General features: G+C 65.0%; 23 protein-coding genes. 8 read left to right on the top strand and 15 right to left on the bottom strand.

The genetic code is table 11. From position 1 onward, the window contains the following. Nucleotides 1-60 precede the first annotated feature (60 nt). The 3 genes from DFS21_RS24590 to DFS21_RS24580 all read right to left on the bottom strand — a co-directional run bounded on the left by DFS21_RS24590 (nt 61) and on the right by DFS21_RS24580 (nt 2505). On the bottom strand, nt 61-1149 hold the full coding sequence (locus tag DFS21_RS24590; protein WP_111533318.1) for an AGE family epimerase/isomerase: 1089 nt from the start codon (nt 1147-1149) through the stop codon (nt 61-63). Nucleotides 1150-1249: 100 nt separating this feature from the next. Next, nucleotides 1250-1882: a TetR family transcriptional regulator gene (locus DFS21_RS24585; RefSeq protein ID WP_102683958.1), complete on the bottom strand. Its 633-nt coding sequence runs from the start codon at nt 1880-1882 to the stop codon at nt 1250-1252. A gap of 122 nt (nt 1883-2004) precedes the next feature. Continuing rightward, nucleotides 2005-2505, bottom strand: coding sequence for a phage infection protein (locus tag DFS21_RS24580; RefSeq protein ID WP_111533316.1), 501 nt, complete (start codon nt 2503-2505; stop codon nt 2005-2007). Between the two features lie 335 nt (nt 2506-2840). Between DFS21_RS24580 and DFS21_RS24575 the strand changes: the two genes are divergently transcribed. Next, nucleotides 2841-4907 carry an AsmA family protein gene (locus DFS21_RS24575; protein ID WP_111533314.1) on the top strand — a complete coding sequence of 689 codons (2067 nt, stop codon included), beginning with the start codon at nt 2841-2843 and terminating at the stop codon, nt 4905-4907. Nucleotides 4908-4929: 22 nt separating this feature from the next. On the opposite strand, the gene DFS21_RS24570 is transcribed toward DFS21_RS24575, so the two are convergent. Continuing rightward, the gene (locus DFS21_RS24570; protein ID WP_023631202.1) at nt 4930-5487 is read right to left on the bottom strand and encodes a bacterioferritin; all 558 of its coding nucleotides are present in this window, start codon (nt 5485-5487) and stop codon (nt 4930-4932) included. 6 nt (nt 5488-5493) lie between these two features. Further along, entirely contained in the window at nt 5494-5835 is a 342-nt protein-coding gene (gene osmE / locus DFS21_RS24565) for an osmotically-inducible lipoprotein OsmE (protein ID WP_102683961.1), read from the bottom strand. A gap of 122 nt (nt 5836-5957) precedes the next feature. Here osmE and DFS21_RS24560 point away from each other — a divergent pair, with 122 nt between their 5' ends. Next, the gene (locus tag DFS21_RS24560; RefSeq protein ID WP_111533313.1) at nt 5958-6848 is read left to right on the top strand and encodes a triacylglycerol lipase; all 891 of its coding nucleotides are present in this window, start codon (nt 5958-5960) and stop codon (nt 6846-6848) included. Here the strand turns inward: DFS21_RS24560 and DFS21_RS24555 are convergent. After that, complete coding sequence (locus DFS21_RS24555; RefSeq protein ID WP_046854022.1) at nt 6829-7722, bottom strand: DMT family transporter; 894 nt, start codon at nt 7720-7722, stop codon at nt 6829-6831. The two genes, DFS21_RS24560 and DFS21_RS24555, sit on opposite strands and share 20 nt — an antisense overlap. A gap of 141 nt (nt 7723-7863) precedes the next feature. Here DFS21_RS24555 and DFS21_RS24550 point away from each other — a divergent pair, with 141 nt between their 5' ends. The 3 genes from DFS21_RS24550 (at nt 7864) to DFS21_RS24540 (ending at nt 10079) form a co-directional block, all read left to right on the top strand. Then, entirely contained in the window at nt 7864-8652 is a 789-nt protein-coding gene (locus DFS21_RS24550; RefSeq protein WP_110701796.1) for a helix-turn-helix transcriptional regulator, read from the top strand. Between the two features lie 64 nt (nt 8653-8716). Beyond that, the gene (locus DFS21_RS24545) at nt 8717-9001 is read left to right on the top strand and encodes a PsiF family protein (RefSeq protein ID WP_046854024.1); all 285 of its coding nucleotides are present in this window, start codon (nt 8717-8719) and stop codon (nt 8999-9001) included. Between the two features lie 70 nt (nt 9002-9071). Next, nucleotides 9072-10079 (top strand): AI-2E family transporter, encoded by a 1008-nt coding sequence (locus tag DFS21_RS24540; RefSeq protein WP_046854025.1) that lies wholly within the window; start codon nt 9072-9074, stop codon nt 10077-10079. A gap of 80 nt (nt 10080-10159) precedes the next feature. Here DFS21_RS24540 and DFS21_RS24535 read toward each other — a convergent pair whose 3' ends face one another. Continuing rightward, nucleotides 10160-11431, bottom strand: a complete 1272-nt coding sequence (locus DFS21_RS24535; RefSeq protein WP_046854026.1) for an Hsp70 family protein — start codon at nt 11429-11431, stop codon at nt 10160-10162. A gap of 162 nt (nt 11432-11593) precedes the next feature. On the opposite strand from DFS21_RS24535, the gene cbpA reads away from it, so the two are divergent. Together cbpA and DFS21_RS24525 are read left to right on the top strand one after the other, a co-directional pair. Next, nucleotides 11594-12553: a curved DNA-binding protein gene (cbpA, locus tag DFS21_RS24530; protein WP_102683965.1), complete on the top strand. Its 960-nt coding sequence runs from the start codon at nt 11594-11596 to the stop codon at nt 12551-12553. Nucleotides 12554-12555: 2 nt separating this feature from the next. Continuing rightward, nucleotides 12556-12861 carry a chaperone modulator CbpM gene (locus DFS21_RS24525; RefSeq protein WP_023630087.1) on the top strand — a complete coding sequence of 102 codons (306 nt, stop codon included), beginning with the start codon at nt 12556-12558 and terminating at the stop codon, nt 12859-12861. A gap of 33 nt (nt 12862-12894) precedes the next feature. On the opposite strand, the gene DFS21_RS24520 is transcribed toward DFS21_RS24525, so the two are convergent. The 6 genes from DFS21_RS24520 to urtA form a co-directional block, all read right to left on the bottom strand. Continuing rightward, nucleotides 12895-13407 carry a GNAT family N-acetyltransferase gene (locus DFS21_RS24520; RefSeq protein WP_111533311.1) on the bottom strand — a complete coding sequence of 171 codons (513 nt, stop codon included), beginning with the start codon at nt 13405-13407 and terminating at the stop codon, nt 12895-12897. A gap of 31 nt (nt 13408-13438) precedes the next feature. Beyond that, nucleotides 13439-14137, bottom strand: coding sequence for an urea ABC transporter ATP-binding subunit UrtE (gene urtE, locus DFS21_RS24515; RefSeq protein ID WP_111533309.1), 699 nt, complete (start codon nt 14135-14137; stop codon nt 13439-13441). A 45-nt stretch (nt 14138-14182) separates the two neighbouring features. Continuing rightward, a complete protein-coding gene (urtD, locus tag DFS21_RS24510) occupies nt 14183-15040 on the bottom strand; it encodes an urea ABC transporter ATP-binding protein UrtD (protein ID WP_178082057.1) in 858 nt (285 codons plus the stop codon). Further along, nucleotides 15037-16116: an urea ABC transporter permease subunit UrtC gene (gene urtC, locus DFS21_RS24505; RefSeq protein ID WP_111533307.1), complete on the bottom strand. Its 1080-nt coding sequence runs from the start codon at nt 16114-16116 to the stop codon at nt 15037-15039. The genes urtD and urtC overlap by 4 nt, the downstream gene beginning before the upstream one ends. Next, nucleotides 16116-17603 carry an urea ABC transporter permease subunit UrtB gene (gene urtB / locus DFS21_RS24500; RefSeq protein ID WP_111533306.1) on the bottom strand — a complete coding sequence of 496 codons (1488 nt, stop codon included), beginning with the start codon at nt 17601-17603 and terminating at the stop codon, nt 16116-16118. The genes urtC and urtB overlap by 1 nt, the downstream gene beginning before the upstream one ends. 112 nt (nt 17604-17715) lie before the next feature. Then, a complete protein-coding gene (urtA, locus tag DFS21_RS24495; RefSeq protein ID WP_016395201.1) occupies nt 17716-18981 on the bottom strand; it encodes an urea ABC transporter substrate-binding protein in 1266 nt (421 codons plus the stop codon). A 508-nt stretch (nt 18982-19489) separates the two neighbouring features. Here urtA and DFS21_RS24490 point away from each other — a divergent pair. Continuing rightward, nucleotides 19490-19789 carry a hypothetical protein gene (locus tag DFS21_RS24490; RefSeq protein WP_111533304.1) on the top strand — a complete coding sequence of 100 codons (300 nt, stop codon included), beginning with the start codon at nt 19490-19492 and terminating at the stop codon, nt 19787-19789. A gap of 86 nt (nt 19790-19875) precedes the next feature. On the opposite strand, the gene cycA is transcribed toward DFS21_RS24490, so the two are convergent. Together cycA and DFS21_RS24480 are read right to left on the bottom strand one after the other, a co-directional pair. Beyond that, complete coding sequence (cycA, locus tag DFS21_RS24485) at nt 19876-21291, bottom strand: D-serine/D-alanine/glycine transporter (protein ID WP_094012234.1); 1416 nt, start codon at nt 21289-21291, stop codon at nt 19876-19878. 245 nt (nt 21292-21536) lie between these two features. Then, nucleotides 21537-22901: a PepSY domain-containing protein gene (locus DFS21_RS24480; protein ID WP_111533302.1), complete on the bottom strand. Its 1365-nt coding sequence runs from the start codon at nt 22899-22901 to the stop codon at nt 21537-21539. Nucleotides 22902-22951 lie beyond the last annotated feature (50 nt).

The following is a 22951-nucleotide window of genomic DNA, read 5'->3' as shown; positions in this document are numbered from 1 at the left end:
TCCCATGCCTGTACGACGCGGGAGCGGCGGTGCGCCGATGCGACTTGCCCCGCGATTGTGTCAGATCAGGCGCTGCAAGCCTTCCAGGCAAGTCGCCAGGTGGTAGGGCGTGGTCGAAGGCATGTCATGGCGGCTCACTGCCCCCTCGCCATCGCGGCACTCATGCCAGCCGCCTTCATGCAGGAAGCGTGACTCCAGCGCCGTGAGTTGCTCCAGCAGCCGCGCCTCGCTTCCCGGTCGCAGGGCCAGTGCCCGCAGGTACTCCGCCTGGGCCCAGATACGCTGTGTCGCGTCGATCACCTTGCCGTCCACATCCAGCATCGCCAGTACTGCAGCATCCTTCACGCCGCACTGTTCGGCGAAGTCGAAGGCCCGCTCGATGGAGGCATGCAGCGCAGTACCGCGCAGCAACTCGGAAGTGTCGAGCAGGTAGAACCATTCGAACTGGTGTCCCGGCTCGAACCAGTTATCCACAGCCCCGCGCGGTTTCTCCAGCATCAGGCCGTGTTGCGGCTCGATGAACTGCGCCTGCAAGCCGTCGCACAGCTGCAACAGCGAGTGACGCACCTCTTCATCCTCACGTACCGCCAGCACTTGCAGGAAGGCTTCGGCCAGGTGCATCTGCGGGTTCTGCAGCGGGCCGCTGCCCAGGTCTGACCAATCCTCACCCAGGCTGGCCTCGTACAGGCCATCGTCGCGGGCGAACTGCTCGTGGATCACCTCGAGGGCGCCATTGAGCGTGGCTTCCACCAGCCCTTCGCCGACCTTGCCCAGGTAATGGGCGCAGGCGAAGACGATGAAGGCGTGGGTGTAGAGGTCCTTGCGCCGGTCCAGCGGCTTGCCCTGGGCGTCGATGCTGTAGAACCAGCCGCCATGCTCGGCGTCATGGAAGTGCTTCTGCAACGAACGGAACAATGCCGCAGCGCGTTCGGCCGCGCCAGGTTGTTCGATGCGGCTGCTGAACAGGTACAGCTGGCGGGCGCAGGCCATGGCCCGGTAGCGTTGCACCGGCAGTGGCCGGTGCTGGGTGTCCAGGGCTTCGTACGGCAGGGCCATGTCGGCGTTCCAGCCCGGGCCTTGCCACAGCGGCACGATGCGCTCGGCGAAGTGCTGTTGGAAACGGGTCAGTGCGGGACGGGGGTCGGACATGGTGGCGCTCGTGGACGGTCGGGCAGGGCGCCATGGTAGCAGAAGTGACAAGGGGTTCGTGGGGCACCGCCGCTGCCACGATCCGGCCTGGGCGAAAATCTCAGCCGGGATTGCCCAGGCCCTGCCAGTGCCGAGCGCCGACAAAAATGAAGCGCAACTGCTGGGTGATCTTTTCCTGTGCCGTCAGCGCCTGTGCATGGCCCGGTTCGGGGCTGTCGATCAGCTCGGGCAGGGTGGCGAACACGGTCTTGACCACCAGGTCGGCCATCACCGCCAGGGCGGCGCCGTCCAGGTGCCGCCAGCGCGGCATTCGCGCAAGGTCGGTGGCCAGGTCGCTGCTGATGTCCTGGCGCAGGCGGGCGATGGCCTGGCGCACCGGTTGCGAGCCGCCGTACTGCTCGCGGGCGAGGAACAGGAATTGCGCGCGGTGGGCGGCGACCACGTCGAGGAAGATGCGCACCGAGGCATCGGTGATGCCACCCAGCTCGAATTCGTTATGGCGCACCAGGCGGATGGTCTGGCGGAAGGTGGTGTCCACCTCGGCGACCAGGGCAAGGCCCAGGGCATCCATGTCGGGGAAGTGGCGGTAGAAACCGGTGGGCACGATGCCAGCGGCCTTGGCCACCTCGCGCAGGCTGATGCTGCCGAAACCCCGGCCGCTTTCCATGAGCAGGCAGGCGGCATCCAGCAGGGCCTGGCGGGTTTGTAGCTTCTGTTCGGCGCGCGGCAGCATGGGGCAGGCTTCTATGACGGTACGGCTGGGCATTCTGGATAGAAAAACGAAGCCCGGTCAATGGACCGGGCTTGGAGGGGAGCAGCTACCGCACGGAGGGTTGTTGTTTTCGGCCATGGCGATCAGCTCACACGGCTGAGTTCGACCAGGCGATCCGAGCCACCCTCGGCTACACGGTTGTTGCGTTCGTTGAGGCGATCGGAACCACCTTCAGCGACGCGGTTGTTGCGTTCGATCAGGCGATCGGAACCACCTTCGGCGACACGGTCGTTGCGTTCGATCAGGCGATCGGAACCACCTTCGGCGACACGGTCGTTGCGTTCGATCAGGCGATCGGAACCACCTTCGGCGACACGGTCATTGCGTTCGATCAGGCGATCAGAGCCACCTTCGGCAACACGGTTGTTACGTTCGAGCAGGCGTTCGGCACCGCCTTCGGCCACGCGGCCTGCACGTTCCTGCAGGCGCTCGGCGCCACCTTCTGCCAGGGTGTTCAGCGGTTGGCTGACGGTGATGGTGCTGGAGCGCGATTCGGCGCTCAGGTGCTGGTCTTCGGCTGGCAGGGCGAAGGCGTTGGCAGCAAGTACGGACAGGGTCAGGCTCAGCAGCAGATGGCGTTTCATGATTCGGTGCTCCTCTGGGGGGCTGGAAAGTGGGTACGGAGCCAATGCTACGCCCGGTAACTCCAGAGAAAAGTTCATCAGGATAATGGTAACAATCGACGGCATTGATACTGTGCGTGGAGCGCTCTGGCTCAATGTTTTTGGCGATGCGCCGAGTATTGAGGCACGCCGACTCCCCGGTAACACTGCCACGCTCCGTAGACCAGAAGCTGAGAAAATCGTCAGGAAAATCTTGGTTATCATGCTGCGCGGATTAAACCCGGCGGGTTTTCATCAGTCCGACATAATGAGTGCCATCGTCGCGCCGCCTTCCATGCAGTCAGGAGAATCACGCAATGACGCGCCCTGCCAGAATCATCGTCTGGACCTTCGCCACCCTGGCCACCCTGTTGGCAATCCTGGTGGTGGTGATCACCACCTTCGACTGGAACCGCGTCAAACCGTTGCTCAACGAGAAAGTCTCCGAAGCCCTGCACCGGCCTTTCGCGATCAACGGCAACCTCGCGGTGCACTGGCGCACCGAACCCGAGGAGGGCGGCTGGCGTGCCTTCGTGCCCTGGCCGCACTTCACCGCCGAAGACCTCACCCTGGGCAACCCCGAATGGCTCAAGGAGCCGCGCATGGTGGGGCTGGAGCGGGTGGACTTCCGCCTGGCGCCGCTGCCGCTGATCGTCCAGCGCATCAGCATCCCGCGCATCGACCTGGTCAAGCCCAGTGCCAGCCTCACCCGCCTGGCCGATGGCCGGGCCAACTGGGTGTTCGACTTCGGGCCCAAGGATGAGCACGAGGAGCCGTCGAAGTGGGTGCTGGACATCGGCGCGATCGGCTTCGACCAGGGCAATGTCAGCTTCGACGACCAGACCCTGAAAACCAGCATGAAGGTGCAGGTCGACCCGCTGGGCAAGCCGATCCCGTTCAGCGATATCGTCGGCAAGGCCCGCGCCGAGAAGGCCGGCAACGCCCAGGACTATGCCTTCGGCTTCAAGGCCCAGGGGCGCTACAAGGGCCAGGCGGTGGCCGGCACCGGCAAGATCGGCGGCCTGCTGGCGCTGCAGGATGCCAGCCAACCCTTCCCGCTGCAGGCCGACGTGCGCATCGGCGATACCCATGTCGCCCTTGCCGGTACCCTGACCGATCCGCGCAGCCTGGGTGCCCTCGACCTGCGCCTGAAACTCTCCGGCAGCAGCCTGGGTAACCTCTACCCGCTGACCGGCGTGACCCTGCCCGACACCCCACCCTACGCCACCGATGGCCACCTGAGCGCCAACCTGCATGCCGCCGAGGGCGCGCATTTCCGCTATGAAGGCTTCAACGGCAAGATCGGCGACAGTGATATCCACGGCGACCTGGCCTTCGTCGCCAGCCAGCCCCGGCCAAAACTGTCCGGCAACCTGGTCTCCAATCAACTGCTGTTCAAGGACCTGGCACCGCTGATCGGCGCCGACTCCAACGCCGAGCAGAAGGCCCGCGGCGGCGCCAGCAAGCAGCCGGCCAACAAGGTGTTGCCGGTAGAGGAGTTCCGCACCGAGCGCTGGCGGGCGATGGATGCCGACGTGACCTTCGCCGGCAAGCGCATCGTGCACAGCGAGAAACTACCGTTCAATGACCTGTCTGCCCATGTGATTCTCGAGGATGGCCTGCTGCGCCTGGAACCGCTGCGCTTCGGCGTGGCCGGGGGCAGCCTCGATTCCAACATCCGCCTGGACGGGCGCAGCACGCCGATGCAGGGGCGCGCCCAGCTCACCGCCCGGGGCTTCAAGCTCAAGCAGTTGTTCCCCAGCTTCGCGCCCATGCAGACCAGCTTCGGCGAGCTCAACGGCGACGCCGATATCAGTGGCCGGGGCAACTCGGTGGCGGCGTTGCTCGGCACTTCCAACGGCGACCTGCGCCTGCTGATCAACGATGGCGCCATCAGCCGCAGCCTGATGGAGATCGCCGGGCTCAACGTGGGCAACTACGTGATCGGCAAGCTGTTTGGCGATGAGGAAGTGAAGATCAACTGTGCCGCGGCCGATGTCGGCATCAAGGAGGGCCTGGCGACCACCCGCCTGTTCGTCTTCGATACCGAGAACGCCATTATCCACATCGACGGCACGGCCAATTTCGCCAGTGAGCAACTGGACCTGAAGATCACCCCGGAATCGAAAGGGCTACGGCTGTTCTCACTGCGCTCACCGCTGTACGTGCGTGGGCCTTTCGCCAAACCGAGTGCAGGTGTGCAGGCAGTGCCGCTGGCGCTGCGTGGTGCGGGGATGGTGGCGTTGGGTGTGGTGGCGGGGCCGGCGGCGGGGCTGCTGGCGCTGATCGCGCCGAGCAGCGGCGATGTGCCCAACCAGTGCACGCCGTTGTTGCAGCAGATGCGCGCCGGCAAGGCACCGGCGGCGGTGAAGGCCAAGAAGTAGGGGCGCTGCGCGCCCCCATTATTCACAACCCCTGCAACAGATCCGACATATCGTCGGCGTGCTCTTCTTCCTGGGCCAGGATGTCCTCGAAGATGCGCCGCGTGGTCGGGTCCTTGTCGCCGATGTACTGGATGATCTCGCGGTAGCTGTCAATGGCGATCCGTTCGGCCACCAGATCCTCCAGCACCATCTCCTTCAATGAACTGCCCGCCACGTACTGGGCATGGGAGTTCTTGGTCAGGTTGTCGGGGTTGAAGTCCGGCTCGCCGCCGAGCTGCACGATGCGCTCAGCCAGCTTGTCGGCATGCTCGGCTTCCTGGGTGGCGTGCTCGAGGAATTCCGCGGCGGCGACGCTGGCCTTGATACCGCTGGCCATGAAGTAGTGACGCTTGTAGCGCAGCACGCAGACCAGCTCGGTGGCCAGCGACTCGTTGAGCAGGCGCAGGATCTTCTCGCGATCGGCGTGGTAACCCTCGGTCACCGCGCCTTGCTCGACATGCTGGCGGGCACGTTCGCGCAGGGTTTTCACATCGGTCAGTTCAACGCTCATGTTCATCTCCGAAAGGATCAGGGTGGTCATGGGGTGTCATGCGCCGTGGACGGCGTCGCTGTCTTCCTGGCGTTGCTTGCAGGTCTTGAAGCCCTTGGCGTCGACATGGCCGGTGGCGTCGAAGCGCACGTAATAGGGCTGTTGCTGGCCATCGCGGTTGAGGATGTAGTCGTTGCAGGTGCCGCCGTGGGGCAGGTCACTGACATTCGACGGGCTGCCGCCGATGGCGATGACCTTCTGCATGGTCATGCCGTGCTCCACCTGCTTGACCAGCGGCTCGTCACGGTAGGTGACGTAGTCCACCGGGTTTTCCGGGCGGCTGCCGCAGGCGGCGAGGGTCGCGCTTGCCAGAAGGATGGCCAGGGTGTGCTTGTACATGGTCCCGCTCCTTGCTCAGGGTCTGTTCTGCTTGGAACCGCGCAGCGCGCCGGGAGTTCGATTGCGAATGACGCAGGGCACGCTGTAGTGTGGGCCGGTCGTCCATGGAAAAGGGCAGGGTGATGAGTCAGGAACTGGCCACGCGTTATCCACTGGTGCTGGTGCCGGGCATGCTCGGTTTCGTGCGGGCACTGCTGTATCCCTACTGGTTCGGCATTGTCCCGGCATTGCGCCGGGGCGGCGCGCAGGTATATCCGGTGCAGATATCGCCGCTGCATTCCAGTGAGGTGCGCGGCGAGCAGCTGTTGATCATCATCGAGGACATCTGCCAGCGGACGGGGGTCGAGAAGGTCAATCTGATCGGCCACAGCCAGGGCGCGCTCAGTGCCCGCTATGCGGCGGCGAAGCGGCCAGACCGGGTGGCCTCGGTGACCTCGGTGGCCGGCCCCAACCATGGCTCGGAGCTGGCCGACCACCTTGAACGCACGGCGCCGGGCGACTCTGCCAAGGGGCGCATCCTCAAGGCCGTGCTGCATGGTTTCGCCGTGCTGCTGGGCTGGCTGGAGACTGGCTGGCGCCGGGATCCGCTGCCGATCGACGTGCATGCCTCGCACCAGTCGCTGACCAGCGCCGGGGTGGCGCTGTTCAACCAGGCTTATCCACAGGGGCTGCCCGAGGTCTGGGGCGGCGAGGGGCCGGCCGAGGTGAACGGCGTGCGTTACTACTCCTGGTCAGGCACCTTGCAGCCGGGCCGCACCGACCAGGGGTTGAACCGCTTCGACGGCAGCAATCGCTTCTGCCGTCTGTTCGCCCGTAGCTTCGTGCGCGAGAAGGGCCACTGCGACGGCATGGTCGGGCGTTTCAGCTCGCACCTGGGCCAAGTGATCGGCGACGACTATCCGCTCGACCACCTGGACATCGTCAACCAGTCCCTCGGCGCCGTGGGCAAGGGCGCCGAGCCTGTGCGGCTGTTCACCGAACATGCCGCGCGGCTCAAGGCCGCGGGGTTGTGACCGTGCGCCGTACTGGCGTTGTCCAGCGCTCGGCCAGCAGCACGCCGACCAGTGTCAGCAAGCCGCCGACCAGGTGATAACTGGCCAGTTGCTCGTCCAGCACCACGGCGGCGATCACCGCCGTGACCACCGGCAGCAGGTTGAAGAACAGCGTGGTGCGGCTCGGGCCCAGGCGATGCACGGCCTGCATCCATACCCGCGGCGCGACCATCGAGGCCAGCAGGCCGGCATACAGCACCAGGCCGAGGTTGTGGCCGTTCAGCCCGGTCTTCGGTGACAGCACGAACAGCGGCAGCAGCACCAGGATCGCCACCAGCACCTGCAGGTAGAGCAATTGCAGCGGCGGCAGGCGCAGCTGCCATTTCTTCAGCAGGAAGCTGTATAGCGCATAGGCGAGGGTGGCCACCAGCATCATCAGGTCGCCACTGTTCAGGCCCTGGTGCAGCAGCGTGCCGGGTTGCCCGGCCGAGACGACTTCGAGCACGCCGAAGAACGACACGATTGCGCCGAGCAGCGCGCCGTAGCTCAGGCGCTGGCCCAGCCAGGCGATGGACAGGGCCAGTGACATCAGCGGCATCAGCGAGAGGATGATGCCCATGTTGGTGGCGCTGGTGATGCTGGCGGCGAAGTACGCCAGGCTCTGGTAGATGGCCATGCCCAGCACGCCCAGCACGAACACCTTGCCCAGGTGCGGGCGGATGGCCGCGCGGTTGCGCCAGACCTGGGGCAGCAGGAACGGCGTGAACAACAGGCCGGCCAGCAGCCAGCGGTAGAAACCGATCTCGGCCGGGAAGATGGCCCCCGCGGACATCTTGGTGACCACGGTGTTGCCGGCCCAGATGAGGATGGCGATGAGGGGGAAGAGGTAGTTCATTGGGACTCTCAGGTAACGGGTGTCCCCTGCAGGAGCGGGCTCGCCCCCTCCTGCAGGGAGGGTGTGACGGCGGGTATTATCGCTTGTCTGCTTGCATGCCTATACTTCCATCCAGACAACCTACCCCGCGAAGCAGACAGCATGGCCCGCAAGTACCTCGACATTCCGCGCTTCGACCAGCTCCCTGCCCCGGTGTACTTTCGCTACGACGAATTCGGCGCCGACACCCACAGCGCCCCGCACCGTCACCCCTGGGGCCAGCTCAACTACGCGTCCCATGGCCTGATGCACCTGGACATCGAAGGCCAGCGTTTCATTTCGCCGCCGCACTACGCCGTGTGGGTGCCGCCGGATACCGAGCATGGCTGCTACAACCCCCAGGCGATCGTCTACCGCTCGGTCTACCTTGACCGCAGCCTGTGTGCTGGGCTGCCGGCGCAACCCTGCAGCCTGGTGATCAGCGACATCCTCAAGGCGATCCTCGGCGACTTCGCCCGCCGCGACCTGCGCATCGCCCGGGACGAGCGTGACCAGCGCCTGGCACAGGTGCTGCTCGACCAGTTGCACCTGGCGCAGACCCAGACCTGCTACCTGCCGTTCGCCCGCAGCGACAGCCTGCGCCAGGTGCTTGAAGGATTGCATGGCGAGCCCGGCGACAACCGCCCGCTGGCCCACTGGGCCGCGCAGGTGCATGTCAGCGAACGCACCCTGGCCCGGCAGTTCCTGCGTGAATTGGGGATGAGCTTCGGCGAATGGCGTTTGCGCCTGCGCTTTCTGCGCGCCATCGAGGCGCTCGAGGCGGGCACCGCGATCCAGGCCATCGCCTTCGACCTCGGCTACAGCAGCGCCTCGGCCTTCATCGCCATGTTCCAGCGCCAGGCCCAGTGCACGCCGGAACAGTACCGACGGCGGGCGCGGACAGAGATGTAAAAATTCTTGTCTACACTCAGCTGCGACGAGCGCGCATCCGGCGCGCAGGCAAGGAGACCACTCCATGAAGCTGCTGCACGTACCCCTGCTGGTGTTGGGCATGTTGATCGCGGGGCAAGGATTCGCCGCCACCGCGCAACAGGAAAAGATGAAGACCTGCAACGCCGACGCGACCGCCAAGGCGCTCAAGGGCGACGAGCGCAAGGCGTTCATGAGCACTTGCCTCAAGGCCAAGCCTGCCGCCACCCAGCAGGAGAAGATGAAGACCTGCAACGCCGATGCCACCACCAAGGCGCTCAAGGGCGACGAGCGCAAGACCTTCATGAGCGACTGCCTGAAGAAGAAATGACCTGCGCCTATGCCTCTGCCTTGAAGGCTGGCAGACTGCGGGACTTTCCGCTGTCTGCCGTCGAGGCTGTATGACCTTCACCCCCCGCCAGGTCACCCTGGCCAGCTGGATCATCGTCATGGCCGGCCTGTTGCTGGCGCTGCCCCTGAAGCTGCTGCCGAGCCTGCTCGCCGGCCTGCTGGTGTTCGAGCTGGTCAACATGCTCACCCCCAGGCTGCAGCCGCTGATCGCCGGGCAGCGTGCGCGCTGGCTGGCGGTGGCGCTGCTCGGCACCTTGGTGGTGAGCACGCTCACCCTGCTGATTGCCGGCGCCTTCAGTTTCCTCCTGCACGAGGCCGAGAACCCCGGCGCCTCGCTGGACAAGTTCATGGGCCTGGTCGAGCGTGCCCGTGGCCAGTTGCCGCCGTTCATCGAAGCCTACCTGCCGGCCAGCGCCGCCGAGTTCAAGGTGGCCATCGGCGAGTGGATCAAGAGCCACCTGAGCGACCTGCAGCTGGTCGGCAAGGGCATGGCGCACATGTTCGTGACCCTGTTGATCGGCATGATCCTCGGCGCCATCGTCGCCCTGCAGCGCATCCCCGACATTTCCCGGCGCAAGCCCCTGGCCGCGGCCTTGTTCGAGCGCCTGAGCCTGCTGGTGCAGGCGTTTCGCAACATCGTCTTTGCGCAGATCAAGATCTCGTTGCTCAACACCTTCTTCACCGGCATCTTCCTTGCCGTGGTGCTGCCGCTGTTCGGCGTGCACCTACCGCTGACCAAGACCCTGATCGTGCTGACCTTCCTGCTCGGGCTGCTGCCGGTGATCGGCAACCTGATGTCCAACACCCTGATCACCATCGTCGGCCTGTCGCTGTCGATCTGGGTGGCGATGGCGGCGCTGGGGTACTTGATCGTTATCCACAAGGTCGAGTATTTCCTCAACGCGCGGATCGTCGGCGGCCAGATCAGTGCCAAGGCCTGGGAGCTGTTGCTGGCGATGCTGGTGTTCGAGGCGGCGTTCGGCCTGCCGGGGGTGGTGGCCGGGCCGATCTACTACGCCTACCTGAAGAGTGAGTTGAAGCGGGCTGAGCTGGTCTGATCATCGCGGGGCAAGCCCGCTCCCAAAGCAGCCAAGAACCTGGCGTGGGAGCGGGCTTGCCCCGCGATAAGGTCTTCGAATCAGAGCACGCCGTAACGCTTGCGCGCCTCGATCGCCAGACCGCTGCCGATGCTGCCGAAGATATTGCCTTCCACATGCCGCGCATTGGGCAGCATCGCCGCCACGCTGTTGCGCAGCGCCGGAATGCCGCTGGAGCCGCCGGTGAAGAACACCGTGTCCACCTGGCTTTCGCTCACGCCCGCCTTGGCCAGCAGTTCACTCACGCTGCCGCGCACGCGCTCGAGCAAACCGTCAATTGCATCTTCGAACAGTGCCCGGGTCAGCTCGGCCGACAGCTGCGGCTCGATCCGGCCAAAGTCGATGCTCCGGCTGTCGCGCTCGGTCAGCTCGATCTTGCTGGCCTCCACCTCCATCGCCAGCCAGTGCCCGGCGCGCTGCTCGATCAGCTTGAACAGGCGGTCGATACCCAGGGTGTCCTCGATGTCGTAGCGCATGCTGCCCAGGGCCAGTTGCGACTTCTGCGCATACAGGGCGTTGATGGTGTGCCAGGTGGCCAGGTTGAGGTGGTAGCTGGTGGGCATCAGCGCGCCGCTTTTCATCCGGCTGCCATAGCCGAACAGCGGCATCACACCCTGCAGGCTCAGCTGCTTGTCGAAGTCGGTACCGCCGATGTGCACGCCGCCGGTGGCGAGGATGTCGTCCTGGCGCTCGGCCACCAGGTGGCGCTCGGGCGACAGGCGGATCAGGGTAAAGTCCGAGGTACCACCGCCGATATCCACAATCAGCACCAGCTCTTCACGGCTGATGCCCGACTCGTAGTCGAACGCCGCAGCGATCGGCTCGTACTGGAACGACACGTCCTTGAAGCCGATCTTGCGCGCAACTTCCGCCAGGGTATCCTCGGCCTCCTGGTCGGCGGCCGGGTCTTCGTCGACGAAAAATACCGGGCGGCCCAGCACCACCTGGTCGAATTCGCGGCCGGCATCGGCTTCGGCGCGCTTTTTCAGCTCGCCGATGAACATGCCCAGCAGGTCCTTGAACGGCAGGGCGCTGCCCAGCACGCTGGTGTCGTGCTTGATCAGCTTGGAGCCCAGCAGGCTCTTGAGCGAGCGCATCAGGCGGCCTTCGTAGCCTTCCAGGTACTCGTGCAGGGCCAGGCGGCCGTACACCGGGCGACGTTCCTCGATGTTGAAGAAGACCACCGACGGCAGGGTGATCTTGCCATCTTCCAGGGCGATCAGCGATTCGGCGCCAGGGCGGTGCCAGCCGACCGTGGAGTTGGAGGTACCGAAGTCGATGCCGAGGGCACGGGCCGGGGATACGTCAGACATGGAGAAAGCTTCCGGAGGCAAAACGGCCGCGCAGTTTATGCCGTTCTGCGGCTAAATCAAGACCGGTCGTCTGCGATAGCGCAACCCCGGATGAGCCTTGAAAGGCTATGCTTGACCCCAATCTTCAGTAGCAATACGTACATTCACATCGGTGATCCATAGATGGACTTCAAAGACTATTACAAGATACTCGGCGTCGAGGCGAGCGCGGACGACAAGGCGATCAAGGCCGCGTACCGCAAGCTCGCGCGCAAGTATCACCCCGACGTCAGCAAGGAGCGTGACGCCGAGGACAAGTTCAAGGAGGCCAACGAGGCCTACGAAGTGCTTGGCGACAAGGACAAGCGCGCCGAGTACGACGAGATCCGCAAATACGGCGGCCAGCATGGCCGGCCGTTCCAGGCGCCGCCTGGCTGGGAGTCTCGCAGCGGTGGTGGCGGTGGTTTCGAAGGTGGCGATTTTTCCGATTTCTTCAGCTCGATCTTCGGCGCCCGGGGTGGCAACCCCTTCGGTGGCGGCGGTGGCCGGCAACAACGCAGTGCCGGCAGGCGAGGGCAGGACGTGGAACTGGAACTGGCGGTCTTCCTCGAGGAAACCCTGAACAAGGAATCCAAGCAGATCAGCTTCCAGGTGCCGCAGACCAACGCTGCCGGCCAGCGCACCGGGTTCACCACCAAGACCCTGAACGTGAAGATCCCCGCCGGGGTGACCGACGGCGAGCGCATCCGCCTCAAGGGCCAGGGCGCGCCGGGCGTGGGCGGCGGGGCCAACGGCGATTTGTTCCTGACCATCCGCATGGCACCGCACCCGCTGTTCGATGTCGAAGGTCATGACCTGATCATTACCGTGCCGCTGGCACCGTGGGAGGCGGCGCTCGGCGCCAAGGTGGCCGTGCCGACTCTGACCGGCAAGATCAACCTGACCATCCGCCCCGACAGCCAGAGCGGCCAGCGCCTGCGGGTCAAGGGCATGGGCCTGTTGAACAAGCAGGGCGAGCGCGGCGACCTGTACGCCCAGCTCAAGGTAGTGATGCCTGCCCAATCCGATGACGCAGCGCGCGCATTGTGGACCCAGCTCTCCGAGAAAGCCGCGTTCAACCCGAGGACTCAATGGAGTAAGTGATCATGAGCAGCACCCTGATCGTTCAACTGGACATGCGTACCCTTTGCCAGGAAGCCGACCTCACGGCCGATTGCGTGATCGAGATCGTCGAGCACGGCATCGTTGAACCTTCGGGGCGAACGCCGGAGGAATGGGTGTTCGATGACCGCGCGCCGGTCACCCTCAAGCGTGCGGTGAAGCTGCATGATCAGCTGGAGCTGGAGTGGGAAGGGGTGGCCCTGGCGCTTGAGCTGCTGGAAGAGGTACAGCAGTTGCGCAGCGAGAACCACATGCTGCGCCAACGGTTGGGCCGGTTTACCCAGATGTAAACGTTGTGGGGCCGCACGGCGGCCCCTCGGGCTTCACGGCTGTGCCCCAGGATCGAGCATCAATTGCATGAAGGTCAGGTCCAGCCACCGGCCGAACTTCACGCCCACCTGCGGCATCTGCCCGGTCACCACGAACCCCAGCCGCTCATGCAGGCGCACCGACGCGGTATTGCCGCTCTCGATGGCGGCGACCATCACATGCTTGTCGCAAAGACGCGCTCGGTCGATCAGCGCTTCCATAAGGACGGGCCCTAGGCCCTTGCCGCGCTGGTCGCCACGGATGTACACCGAATGTTCGACCGTATGGCGAAAGCCCTCGAACGGCCGCCAGTCGCCGAACGAGGCGTAACCGAGCACGCCGCTGTCATCCACCGCGACCAGGATTGGATAACCCTGCTGCGCGCGGGCCTCGAACCAGCCCCGGCGATTGGCCAGGTCCACCGGGGTTTCGTTCCAGATCGCCGTGGTGTTGGCCACGGCGTCGTTGTAGATGTCGAGGATGCCCGGCACGTCGTCGATCAGGGCGTCGCGGATCTGGTAACTCATGACAGCGTCTCGCAAGGGAAGTGGTTGCAGATTAAATGGTAACCAGGCCGCGCACACCTTCAGCCTGCATGTTTTCGCCGCGGCCGCGCTGGACGATCTCGCCGCGGGCCATGACCAGGTATTGGTCGGCCAGTTCCTCGGCGAAATCGTAGAACTGCTCCACCAGCAGGATGGCCATGTCGCCACGGTCGGCGAGCTTGCGGATCACCGCGCCGATCTCCTTGATCACCGACGGCTGGATACCTTCGGTGGGTTCGTCGAGGATCAGCAGGCGCGGGCGGCTGGCCAGGGCGCGGCCGATGGCCAACTGTTGCTGCTGGCCGCCGGACAGGTCGCCGCCACGGCGCTGTTTCATCTGCTCCAGCACCGGGAACAGTTCGTAGATGAACGCCGGCACTTCCCGTGCCTCACGGGCGGGGAAGCGCGACAGGCCCATCAGCAGGTTTTCCTCCACGGTCAGGCGCGGGAAGATCTCGCGGCCCTGGGGCACGTAGGCGATGCCGGCCTGGACCCGTTGCTGGGGCTTGAGCGTGGTGATCGGCTTGCCTTCCCATTCCACGCGGCCCTCGCGGGCTGGCAGCAGGCCCATCAGGCAGCGCAGCAGGGTGGTCTTGCCCACGCCGTTGCGCCCGAGCAGGCAGGTGACTTCGCCGACCATGGCCTCGAAGGACAGGCCGCGCAGGATGTGACTGCCGCCGTAGTACTGGTGCAGGGTGTCGATTTTCAGCATGTCTTGCCCTTGTGTGATTTGTGCGTGGGAGTGGGCTTCAGAGGCCTACCTACCGAGATACACCTCGACCACCCGCTCATCCTCCTGCACCTGCGCCAGCGACCCTTCGGCCAGGACACTCCCCTGATGCAGCACCGTCACATGGTCGGCAATGCTGCCGACGAAGCCCATGTCATGCTCCACCACCATCAGCGAATGCCGGCCCGCCAGCGAGCGGAACAGCTCGGCGGTGAACTCGGTCTCGGCGTCGGTCATCCCCGCCACCGGTTCGTCCAGCAGCAACAACTGCGGCTCCTGCACCAGCAGCATGCCGATCTCCAGGAACTGCTTCTGCCCGTGGGACAGCAGACCCGCCGGGCGTTGGGCCAGTGGCAGCAGGCGCAAGGTGGTCAGCACCTCATCGATGCGCTGGCGCTGCTCGCCACTCAGGCGCGCCGCCAGGCTGGCCCACACCGACTTGTCGGCCTTCAAGGCCAGCTCCAGGTTCTCGAACACCGTCAGCGCCTCGAACACCGTGGGCTTCTGGAACTTGCGGCCGATCCCGGCCTGGGCGATCTGGTACTCGCTCATGCGGGTCAAGTCGAGGGTGTCGCCAAAGTAGGCGCTGCCGCTGTCGGGGCGGGTCTTGCCGGTGATCACGTCCATCATCGTGGTCTTGCCGGCGCCGTTGGGGCCGATGATGCAGCGCAGTTCGCCGACGCCGATGTACAGGTTCAAGTCGTTGAGCGCCTTGAAGCCATCGAAGCTGACGCTGATACCCTCCAGGCTCAGCACCGTGCCGTGGCGGGTGTCGAGCCCGGCCTCGCGGCGCCGGCCCAGGCCGATGGCCTCGCGACCGCTGCCGACCTGGTCGAATATCGGTTCCAGCATGAATTCCGGGTGCACCGGGGGCACGCTTCTCATGGCTGGCTCCTTTTCTTCAGCAGGCCGACCACGCCCTTGGGCAAGTAAAGGGTGACGAGGATGAACAGCGCGCCGAGGAAGAACAGCCAGAACTCGGGGAACGCCACGGTGAACCAGCTCTTCATGCCATTGACCAGGCCGGCGCCAAGCAGTGGCCCGATCAGCGTGCCGCGTCCGCCCAAAGCCACCCACACGGCGGCTTCGATGGAGTTGGTCGGCGACATCTCGCTGGGGTTGATGATGCCCACCTGCGGCACGTACAGCGCCCCGGCCAGGCCGCACAGCACGGCGCTGAGCACCCACACCAGCAGCTTGAAACCGCGTGGGTCGTAGCCGCAGAACATCAGGCGGTTCTCGGCGTCGCGCACGGCGGTGAGCAGGCGCCCGAACTTGCTCTGGGTCAGGCGCCAGCACAGGAACAGGCTGCCCAGCAGCAGGCTCACCGTGAGCAGGAACAGCACGGCCCGGGTGCCTTGGGCGGTGATGTCGAAACCGAGGATGGTGCGGAAATTGGTGAAGCCGTTGTTGCCGCCAAAGCCCGTTTCGTTGCGGAAAAACAGCAGCATCCCGGCGAAGGTCAGGGCCTGGGTCATGATCGAGAAGTACACGCCCTTGATCCGCGAGCGGAAGGCGAAGAAGCCGAACACCAGCGCCAGCAACCCCGGCGCCAGCACCACCAGGCACAGCGCCCAGGCGAAGTGCTGGGTGCCGGCCCAGTACCAGGGCAGCTCGCTCCACGACAGGAAGGTCATGAAGCCCGGCAGACCATCCCCGGCCGCCTGGCGCATCAGGTACATGCCCATGGCATAGCCGCCAAGGGCAAAGAACAGGCCGTGGCCCAGCGACAGCAACCCGGCATAGCCCCACACCAGGTCCAGGGCCAGGGCGACGATGGCGTAGCAAAGAATCTTGCCCACCAGGGTCAGGGTATAGGCCGAGACCTGCAACGCGTGCCCGTCGGGCAGCAGCGACAGCAGCGGCAGGGCCAGCAGCACCAGGACGACAACGGCGCCGACGGCCAGCGACACCCGGGTGCCGGCCTTGCGCGTGGCAGTGACAATCAATGGCTGGTTCATTAGTCGATTACCCGTCCCTTGAGGGCGAACAGGCCTTGCGGGCGCTTCTGGATGAACAGAATGATCAGCGCAAGGATGAGGATCTTGCCCAGCACCGCCCCGATCTGCGGCTCCAGCAGTTTGTTGGCGATGCCCAGCCCGAAGGCCGCCCACAGGCTGCCGGCCAGCTGCCCGACGCCGCCGAGCACCACCACCAGGAACGAGTCGATGATGTAGCTCTGGCCCAGGTCCGGGCCGACGTTGCCGACCTGGCTCAGGGCCACGCCGCCGAGCCCGGCGATGCCCGAGCCGAGGCCGAAGGCGAGCATGTCCACGCGCCCGGTGGACACCCCGCAACAGGCCGCCATGTTGCGGTTCTGGGTGACAGCCCGCACGTTCAGGCCCAGCCGTGTGCGGTTGAGCAGCAGCCAGGTGAGCAGCACCACGGCGAGGGCGAAGCCGATGATCACCAGGCGGTTGTACGGCAGCACCAGGTTGGGCAGCACCTGGACGCCGCCCGACAGCCAGGCCGGGTTGCTTACCTCGACGTTCTGCGCGCCGAAGAGCAGGCGCACGGCCTGGATCAGGATCAGGCTGATGCCCCAGGTGGCCAACAGGGTTTCCAACGGACGGCCATACAGGTGGCGGATCACCGTGCGCTCCAGGGCCATGCCGACCCCTGCGCTGACGGCGAATGCCACCGGCAGGGCGATCAACGGGTAGAACTCGATGGCACTCGGAGCGTAGCGCTGCAGCAGCACCTGGACCATGTAAGTGCTGTAGGCGCCGAGCATCAGCATCTCGCCGTGAGCCATGTTGATCACCCCGAGCAGGCCGAAGGTGATCGCCAGGCCCAGCGCGGCCAGCAGCAGGATCGAACCCAGCGACAGGCCACTGAAGGCCTGGCCGAGCAACTCGCCAACCAGCAGTTTGCGCTGCACCTGGGCCAGGCTGGTTTCGGCGGCGGTGCGCACGGCGGCGTCGGTTTCGGCGCCGGGTTGTAGTAGCGCTTCGAGGCGGGTGCGGGCCAGCGGGTCACCGGTTTCGCCGAGCAGGCGCACGGCGGCCAGGCGTACCGCGGGCTCGCTGGCGCCCAGTTGAAGGTTGGCCAGGGCCAGGCCGAGGGCAGCGTGCACGGCGGCGTCGGGTTCGCTGGCGAAGCGCCGGTCGAGGAAGGCCATTTGCGCGGGTTGTGCGCTTTTTTGCAGTTGCTGGGCGGCGGCCAGGCGCACGTTGGTCTGGTCGCTGAGTAACTGATGGCTGGCCAGAGCGTTGTCGATCAGGCCGCGCAGGCGGTTGTTCAGGCGCAGTTTGCGGGTGTCGTTTTCGGCGATGCGGCCCTGGCGCAGGTTGTCCAGTAGCGGCAGGCGTGCGGCGTCGGGTTGCGCGGCCCAGGTTTCGAGCAGGCGTGCCTGTTCGGCGGGCTTGGCGCTGAGGAAGAATTCGCCTTCGCTGGCTTGGGTGGCCAGGGGCAGTAGCAGCAGTAATGTCAGCAGGAGTCTGAGCATGCGAGGCGTCCTGGAAAATCGGCAGTGGATTCATCGCGGGGCAAGCCCGCTCCCACGCCGATCTCGTCAGATGATGGGGGCGGCGTGGGAGCGGGCTTGCCCCGCGATAGCGTCAGTTGCCCTTCACCGCATAATCCGGCCGCTTGTCATTCCCCGGAATGAACGGGCTCCAAGGCTGCGCCCGCAGCGGCTGCTCGGTTTCCCACACCACACTGAACTGCCCGTCATCCTGGATCTCGCCGATCATCACCGGCTTGTGCAGGTGGTGGTTGGTCTTGTCCATGGTCAGGGTGAAGCCCGACGGTGCCTTGAAACTCTGCCCGGCCAGTGCTTCACGCACCTTGTCGACGTCGGTGGACTTGGCTTTCTCGGCGGCCTGCGCCCACATGTGGATGCCCACGTAGGTGGCTTCCATCGGGTCGTTGGTCACCGCCTTGTCAGCGCCTGGCAGGCCCTTGGCCTTGGCGTAGGCCTTCCAGTCGGCGACGAACTTCTGGTTCACCGGGTTATCCACCGACTCGAAGTAGTTCCACGCTGCCAGGTGCCCCACCAGCGGTTTGGTGTCGATGCCGCGCAGCTCTTCTTCGCCCACCGAGAACGCCACCACCGGCACATCGGTAGCCTTCAGGCCCTGGTTGGCCAGTTCCTTGTAGAACGGCACGTTCGAGTCGCCGTTGACCGTGGAGATGACCGCCGTCTTGCCGCCGGCGGAGAACTTCTTGATGTTGGCAACGATGGTCTGGTAATCGGCGTGGCCGAACGGCGTGTACACCTCTTCGATGTCCTTGTCGGCCACGCCTTTGCTGTGCAGGAAAGCGCGCAGGATCTTGTTGGTGGTGCGCGGGTAGACGTAGTCGGTGCCCAGCAGGAAGAAGCGCTTGGCGCTGCCGCCGTCTTCGCTCATCAGGTATTCCACCGCCGGGATCGCCTGCTGGTTGGGTGCGGCACCGGTGTAGAACACGTTCGGCGACATCTCTTCACCCTCGTACTGCACCGGGTAGAACAGCAGGCCGTTGAGCTCTTCGAACACTGGCAGCACCGACTTGCGCGACACCGAGGTCCAGCAGCCGAACACCACCGCGACCTTGTCCTGGGTCAGCAGCTGGCGGCTCTTTTCAGCGAACAGCGGCCAGTTGGACGCCGGGTCGACCACCACCGGTTCGAGCATCTTGCCGTTCACGCCACCCTTGGCGTTGATCTCGTCGATGGTCATCAGCGCCATGTCCTTGAGCGAGGTCTCGGAAATGGCCATGGTCCCGGACAGCGAATGCAGGATGCCGACCTTGATGGTCTCGGCGGCCTGGATGCTCCAGCTCAGGCCCATCGCGGCGATCGATGCGCTGAGGGTGAAGGCCTTGATCAGACTGCGTCGCTTCATGTGCTCACTCCGATGTGATGGTGGGGGTTGGCCAGGTCGGAGATTGCAAAGGCTGTGCCGAGCGATGGAAGGTGCGTGATAGAGCGGCTGTGCGACGAATCGGGGCGCGGGGAGGGGCCAGGATGGTGCTTGCTGCACAGGCCTGCACAGGATTGGGGCCGGGGGCGATGAACACTTTTGACACATAAGCGGTACTTGAGTACCGTGCCGCACCGCAGTAGTTTCTGCGGTTCGGGATTGGCGTCCCGGATACAGAGAGCGGGCACTTTCAACAGTGTCCTGCATGGCTGCACCCGTTATGGGCGGAGCCGTGTGTGGGAGCCTTCGGGCTCACCGGCTCTCTCTGTCCGGCACGCCAACCCGCACGGCTCCGTCCACCCATATTGGCGTGTGGGTGCGGAGCGTCATTACGGAGAGCCGCAAGGAGATGCACCATGCTCAAGAAGATCGTTCCAGATCCACCGTTCGCATTTATCGAGATCGCCACCTTTCATCGAGAGGTGCAGCCATGAACCAGGAATCGCTGGTCAACCTCACCCCGCGCAAATCACGTCCGGTCACCGCCAGTTCCCACTTTGGCACCTGCAATCACGCCCACGCGCCGATGCTCTCGGTACAGGCCGGGGTCGATAGCGAGGATGCGCTGGTGTGCGCCGTGGCGGCGTTGAAGGCGGCCTATGAGACCAATTCCGCGGCATTGGAGAAGGCCGCAGATCCGTTGCGCAGTTTGCTGACGGCAACGGAGAACTCGCTGGAGAAAGGCCTGGCGCTGGCCGAAGCCGTGCTTGAAGGGTTGGAGCAAGGCTAGCGGGCCTCATCGCGGGGCAAGCCCGCTCCCACGCCGACCTCACACGGCAGGCGTGGGAGCGGGCTTGCCCCGCGATGGGTTCAGGATCAGTTGTTCGACGCCCCACGCACGGCGGTACGCGGCTGACGCCTGCTGCGCACAAACTGATAGGTCACCGCCAGGATCACAAACCAGATCGGCGTCACCACCAGCGCCGAGCGCGTATCGGCCTCCAGGCTCAGCAGCACCAGGATGCCGGCGAAGAACACCAGGCACACGTAGCACATGAAGCGCCCGCCGGGCATCTTGTAGGTGGATTGTTCATGCAACGCCGCACGTTGCTTGCGGTAGCTCAGGTACGACAGCAGGATCAGCGTCCAGACGAACATGAACAACACCGCCGACACCGTCGTCACCAGGGTGAAGGCTTCGATCACATTGGGTACCAGGTAGATCAGCACCGCGCCCAGCAGCAGGCAGGTGCAGGAGAAGTACAGGCCGTTGGCCGGCACCGCGCGGCGCGAGAGTTTCTCGAACGCCTTGGGTGCATCGCCCTCCTGGGCCAGGCCGAACAGCATGCGGCTGGTGGAGAACACGCCGCTGTTGGCCGACGAAGCCGCCGAGGTCAGTACCACGAAGTTGATGATGCTCGCCGCCGCCGGCAGGCCGGCCAGCACGAACAGCTCGACGAACGGGCTCTTGCCCGGCACCACGTCGCGCCATGGCGTGACCGCCATGATGGCGATCAGCGCCAGCACGTAGAACACGATGATGCGGATCGGGATCGAGTTGATCGCCCGCGGCAGGGTGCGCTCGGGGTTCTTCGCTTCGGCGGCGGTGGTGCCCACCAGCTCGATGCCGACGAAGGCGAAAACGGCGATCTGGAAGCCGGCGAAGAAGCCCAGCAGGCCATTGGGGAACATGCCGCCGTCATTCCACAGGTTGGTCAGGGTGGCGGTATGGCCTGACGGTGACTGGAAACCGGTGATGACCATGTACAGGCCGGTGGCGACCAGGCCCATGATGGCGATGATCTTGATCAGGGCGAACCAGAATTCCATCTCGCCGAACATCTTCACCGTCACCAGGTTCAGCGACAGCAGCAGGGCCACGCAGCTCAGCGCCGGTATCCACTGTGGCAGGTCGGGGAACCAGAATTGCGTGTAGGCAGCAATGGCGACCACGTCGGCGATGCCGGTGACCACCCAGCAGAACCAGTAGGTCCAGCCGGTGAAGTAGCCGGCCCAGGGGCCGAGCAGGTCGGCGGAGAAATCGATGAACGACTTGTAGTTGAGGTTCGACAGCAGCAGCTCGCCCATGGCGCGCATGACGAAAAACAGCATGAAGCCGATGATCATGTAGACGAAGATGATCGACGGGCCGGCCAGGCTGATGGTCTTGCCCGAGCCCATGAACAGGCCGGTGCCGATGGCGCCGCCAATGGCGATGAGCTGGATGTGACGGTTGGTCAGGTTGCGTTGCAGGTGCTGCTCTTCGGAGGGTGTCTGGGAGGTCCGGGTCATAGGCTGCATTCCATTGAGGGTCAGTCTTTTTGTGAGCGAAAGCCGAGTAGGCTATCACGTCGCGTTCCAATCGCGGGTGTGGCAGATCGGCACGATCTTGGCGGTACGGCGCGATGCCCGACATGACTGGAGTCAATGGTTGCAAGGGCTGGCCTAATCGCCGGCAAGCCGGCTCCCACAGGGATCGCATCCACCCTTGTGGGAGCCGGCTTGTCGGCGATTAGGCCGGAACAGCCAAGCAAGGCTCAGGCCCGGGCCAAGGCCCGTTGCCGCACCACCAGGCTATCCACCACCCACATCACCACCATGGACAACCCCACCAGTGGGAAGGCGATTCCCAGCACCAGCATCACCCCCACCGCCGTCTTCCAGCGCGGTAGGTCATGGCGCAGCGGCGGCACGCCGAGCCCACCGGCCGGCTTGCGCTTCCACCACATCACCAGCCCGCTTACCGAACCCAGCAGGATCATCAGGCATACCAGCAGGATGACGAGCTGGTTCAACGGCCCGAACATCTTCCCTTCGTGCAGCATCACCCCCAGCTCCGTGGCGCGGGCCACCGGGCTGTAGTCCTGCCAGCGCACGTCGGCCAGCACTTGGCCGGTGTACTGGTCGACATGCAAGGTGGCGTCGTTGCGCGGATCGTCGGCGAACACTGCGATGGTGAACACACCGTCGGCCGTGGTCGGCAGGGTGATGCTGTAGCCCGGCTCGACCTTGCGCAGGGTGGCGACCTCCTCGACCTGCTGCAGGCTCACCTGCGGCGCTGCCGGGGCCTGGTCCATCATGTGATGCCCGGCATGCTCGGCATGGGCGCCGGACACTGGCATCGGCGTGTTCTCCATCGCCCACGGCACGGTCTGGCGGTGGGCGCTGTTGAGGTCGCGCGCTTCTTTATCGGACTTCGGCACGTCGTTCCACATGGCCGCCGGGAAGCGGTTCCACAGGTCGGCGTACTGCTTGCCCCACAGTCCGGTCCAGGTCATGCCGCTGAGCAGCATCAACAGCAGCAGGGCTGAACCCCAGAAGCCGGTAACGGCATGCAGGTCGCGCCACAGCAAGCGGCCGCGCGCGCTGAAACGTGGCCACAGCACGCCCGCGCTGCTGCGCCCGCGTGGCCACCAGAGATAGAGGCCGGACACAACCAGGACGATGCCCCAGCCGGCCGCCAGTTCCACCAGCCGGTCACCGACCGTGCCGACCATCAGTTCGCCATGCAGGGCGCGGGCGATGGCCTGCAGGTTCTGCTTGCCATCCTGCTCGCCCAGCACCTTGCCGCTGTACGGGTCGACGAAGACATTCAGCTCGCACCCGCCGTCATGCACCACGAACTGCGCGCTGCGCTCGGCGTTGATCGCTGGCAGGTACTGGCCAACCTGCCCCTGGGGATAAGCCTGGCGCACATTGGCCAGCAGCGTGTCGGCAGCCTGCCGGTGATGGCCGGCCTCGACCACCATCAGCTCGCGGTACATCAACGGGTCGAGTTGTGGCTTGAACAGGTAGATGATCCCGGTGATTGCCAGCAGGATCATGAACGGCGCCACGAACAGCCCGGCATAGAAATGCCAGCGCCACGCAAGATTGTAGAAGGAAACGTTTGGTTTGCTCATTAGAGCCTCCCGTAGACCTTAAGTGGGCGCGGTCAGGTCCCGCGCCCGTT

This window comes from Pseudomonas sp. 2848 (assembly GCF_003253945.1).
In the GTDB taxonomy this organism is placed as follows: Bacteria; Pseudomonadota; Gammaproteobacteria; order Pseudomonadales; family Pseudomonadaceae; genus Aquipseudomonas.
The sequence above is the reverse complement of the archived record's forward strand: the minus strand, read 5'-3'. Positions and strand labels throughout refer to the sequence as shown.

Bases quoted from the DNA above. Each gene is read 5' to 3' on its own strand.
- DFS21_RS24590 (WP_111533318.1), bottom strand. From the start codon at position 1,149: ATGTCCGACCCCCGTCCCGCACTGACCCGTTTCCAACAGCACTTCGCC.
- DFS21_RS24585 (WP_102683958.1), bottom strand. From the start codon at position 1,882: ATGCTGCCGCGCGCCGAACAGAAGCTACAAACCCGCCAGGCCCTGCTG.
- DFS21_RS24580 (WP_111533316.1), bottom strand. From the start codon at position 2,505: ATGAAACGCCATCTGCTGCTGAGCCTGACCCTGTCCGTACTTGCTGCC.
- DFS21_RS24575 (WP_111533314.1), top strand. From the start codon at position 2,841: ATGACGCGCCCTGCCAGAATCATCGTCTGGACCTTCGCCACCCTGGCC.
- DFS21_RS24570 (WP_023631202.1), bottom strand. From the start codon at position 5,487: ATGACCACCCTGATCCTTTCGGAGATGAACATGAGCGTTGAACTGACC.
- osmE (WP_102683961.1), bottom strand. From the start codon at position 5,835: ATGTACAAGCACACCCTGGCCATCCTTCTGGCAAGCGCGACCCTCGCC.
- DFS21_RS24560 (WP_111533313.1), top strand. From the start codon at position 5,958: ATGAGTCAGGAACTGGCCACGCGTTATCCACTGGTGCTGGTGCCGGGC.
- DFS21_RS24555 (WP_046854022.1), bottom strand. From the start codon at position 7,722: ATGAACTACCTCTTCCCCCTCATCGCCATCCTCATCTGGGCCGGCAAC.
- DFS21_RS24550 (WP_110701796.1), top strand. From the start codon at position 7,864: ATGGCCCGCAAGTACCTCGACATTCCGCGCTTCGACCAGCTCCCTGCC.
- DFS21_RS24545 (WP_046854024.1), top strand. From the start codon at position 8,717: ATGAAGCTGCTGCACGTACCCCTGCTGGTGTTGGGCATGTTGATCGCG.
- DFS21_RS24540 (WP_046854025.1), top strand. From the start codon at position 9,072: ATGACCTTCACCCCCCGCCAGGTCACCCTGGCCAGCTGGATCATCGTC.
- DFS21_RS24535 (WP_046854026.1), bottom strand. From the start codon at position 11,431: ATGTCTGACGTATCCCCGGCCCGTGCCCTCGGCATCGACTTCGGTACC.
- cbpA (WP_102683965.1), top strand. From the start codon at position 11,594: ATGGACTTCAAAGACTATTACAAGATACTCGGCGTCGAGGCGAGCGCG.
- DFS21_RS24525 (WP_023630087.1), top strand. From the start codon at position 12,556: ATGAGCAGCACCCTGATCGTTCAACTGGACATGCGTACCCTTTGCCAG.
- DFS21_RS24520 (WP_111533311.1), bottom strand. From the start codon at position 13,407: ATGAGTTACCAGATCCGCGACGCCCTGATCGACGACGTGCCGGGCATC.
- urtE (WP_111533309.1), bottom strand. From the start codon at position 14,137: ATGCTGAAAATCGACACCCTGCACCAGTACTACGGCGGCAGTCACATC.
- urtD (WP_178082057.1), bottom strand. From the start codon at position 15,040: ATGAGAAGCGTGCCCCCGGTGCACCCGGAATTCATGCTGGAACCGATA.
- urtC (WP_111533307.1), bottom strand. From the start codon at position 16,116: ATGAACCAGCCATTGATTGTCACTGCCACGCGCAAGGCCGGCACCCGG.
- urtB (WP_111533306.1), bottom strand. From the start codon at position 17,603: ATGCTCAGACTCCTGCTGACATTACTGCTGCTACTGCCCCTGGCCACC.
- urtA (WP_016395201.1), bottom strand. From the start codon at position 18,981: ATGAAGCGACGCAGTCTGATCAAGGCCTTCACCCTCAGCGCATCGATC.
- DFS21_RS24490 (WP_111533304.1), top strand. From the start codon at position 19,490: ATGAACCAGGAATCGCTGGTCAACCTCACCCCGCGCAAATCACGTCCG.
- cycA (WP_094012234.1), bottom strand. From the start codon at position 21,291: ATGACCCGGACCTCCCAGACACCCTCCGAAGAGCAGCACCTGCAACGC.
- DFS21_RS24480 (WP_111533302.1), bottom strand. From the start codon at position 22,901: ATGAGCAAACCAAACGTTTCCTTCTACAATCTTGCGTGGCGCTGGCAT.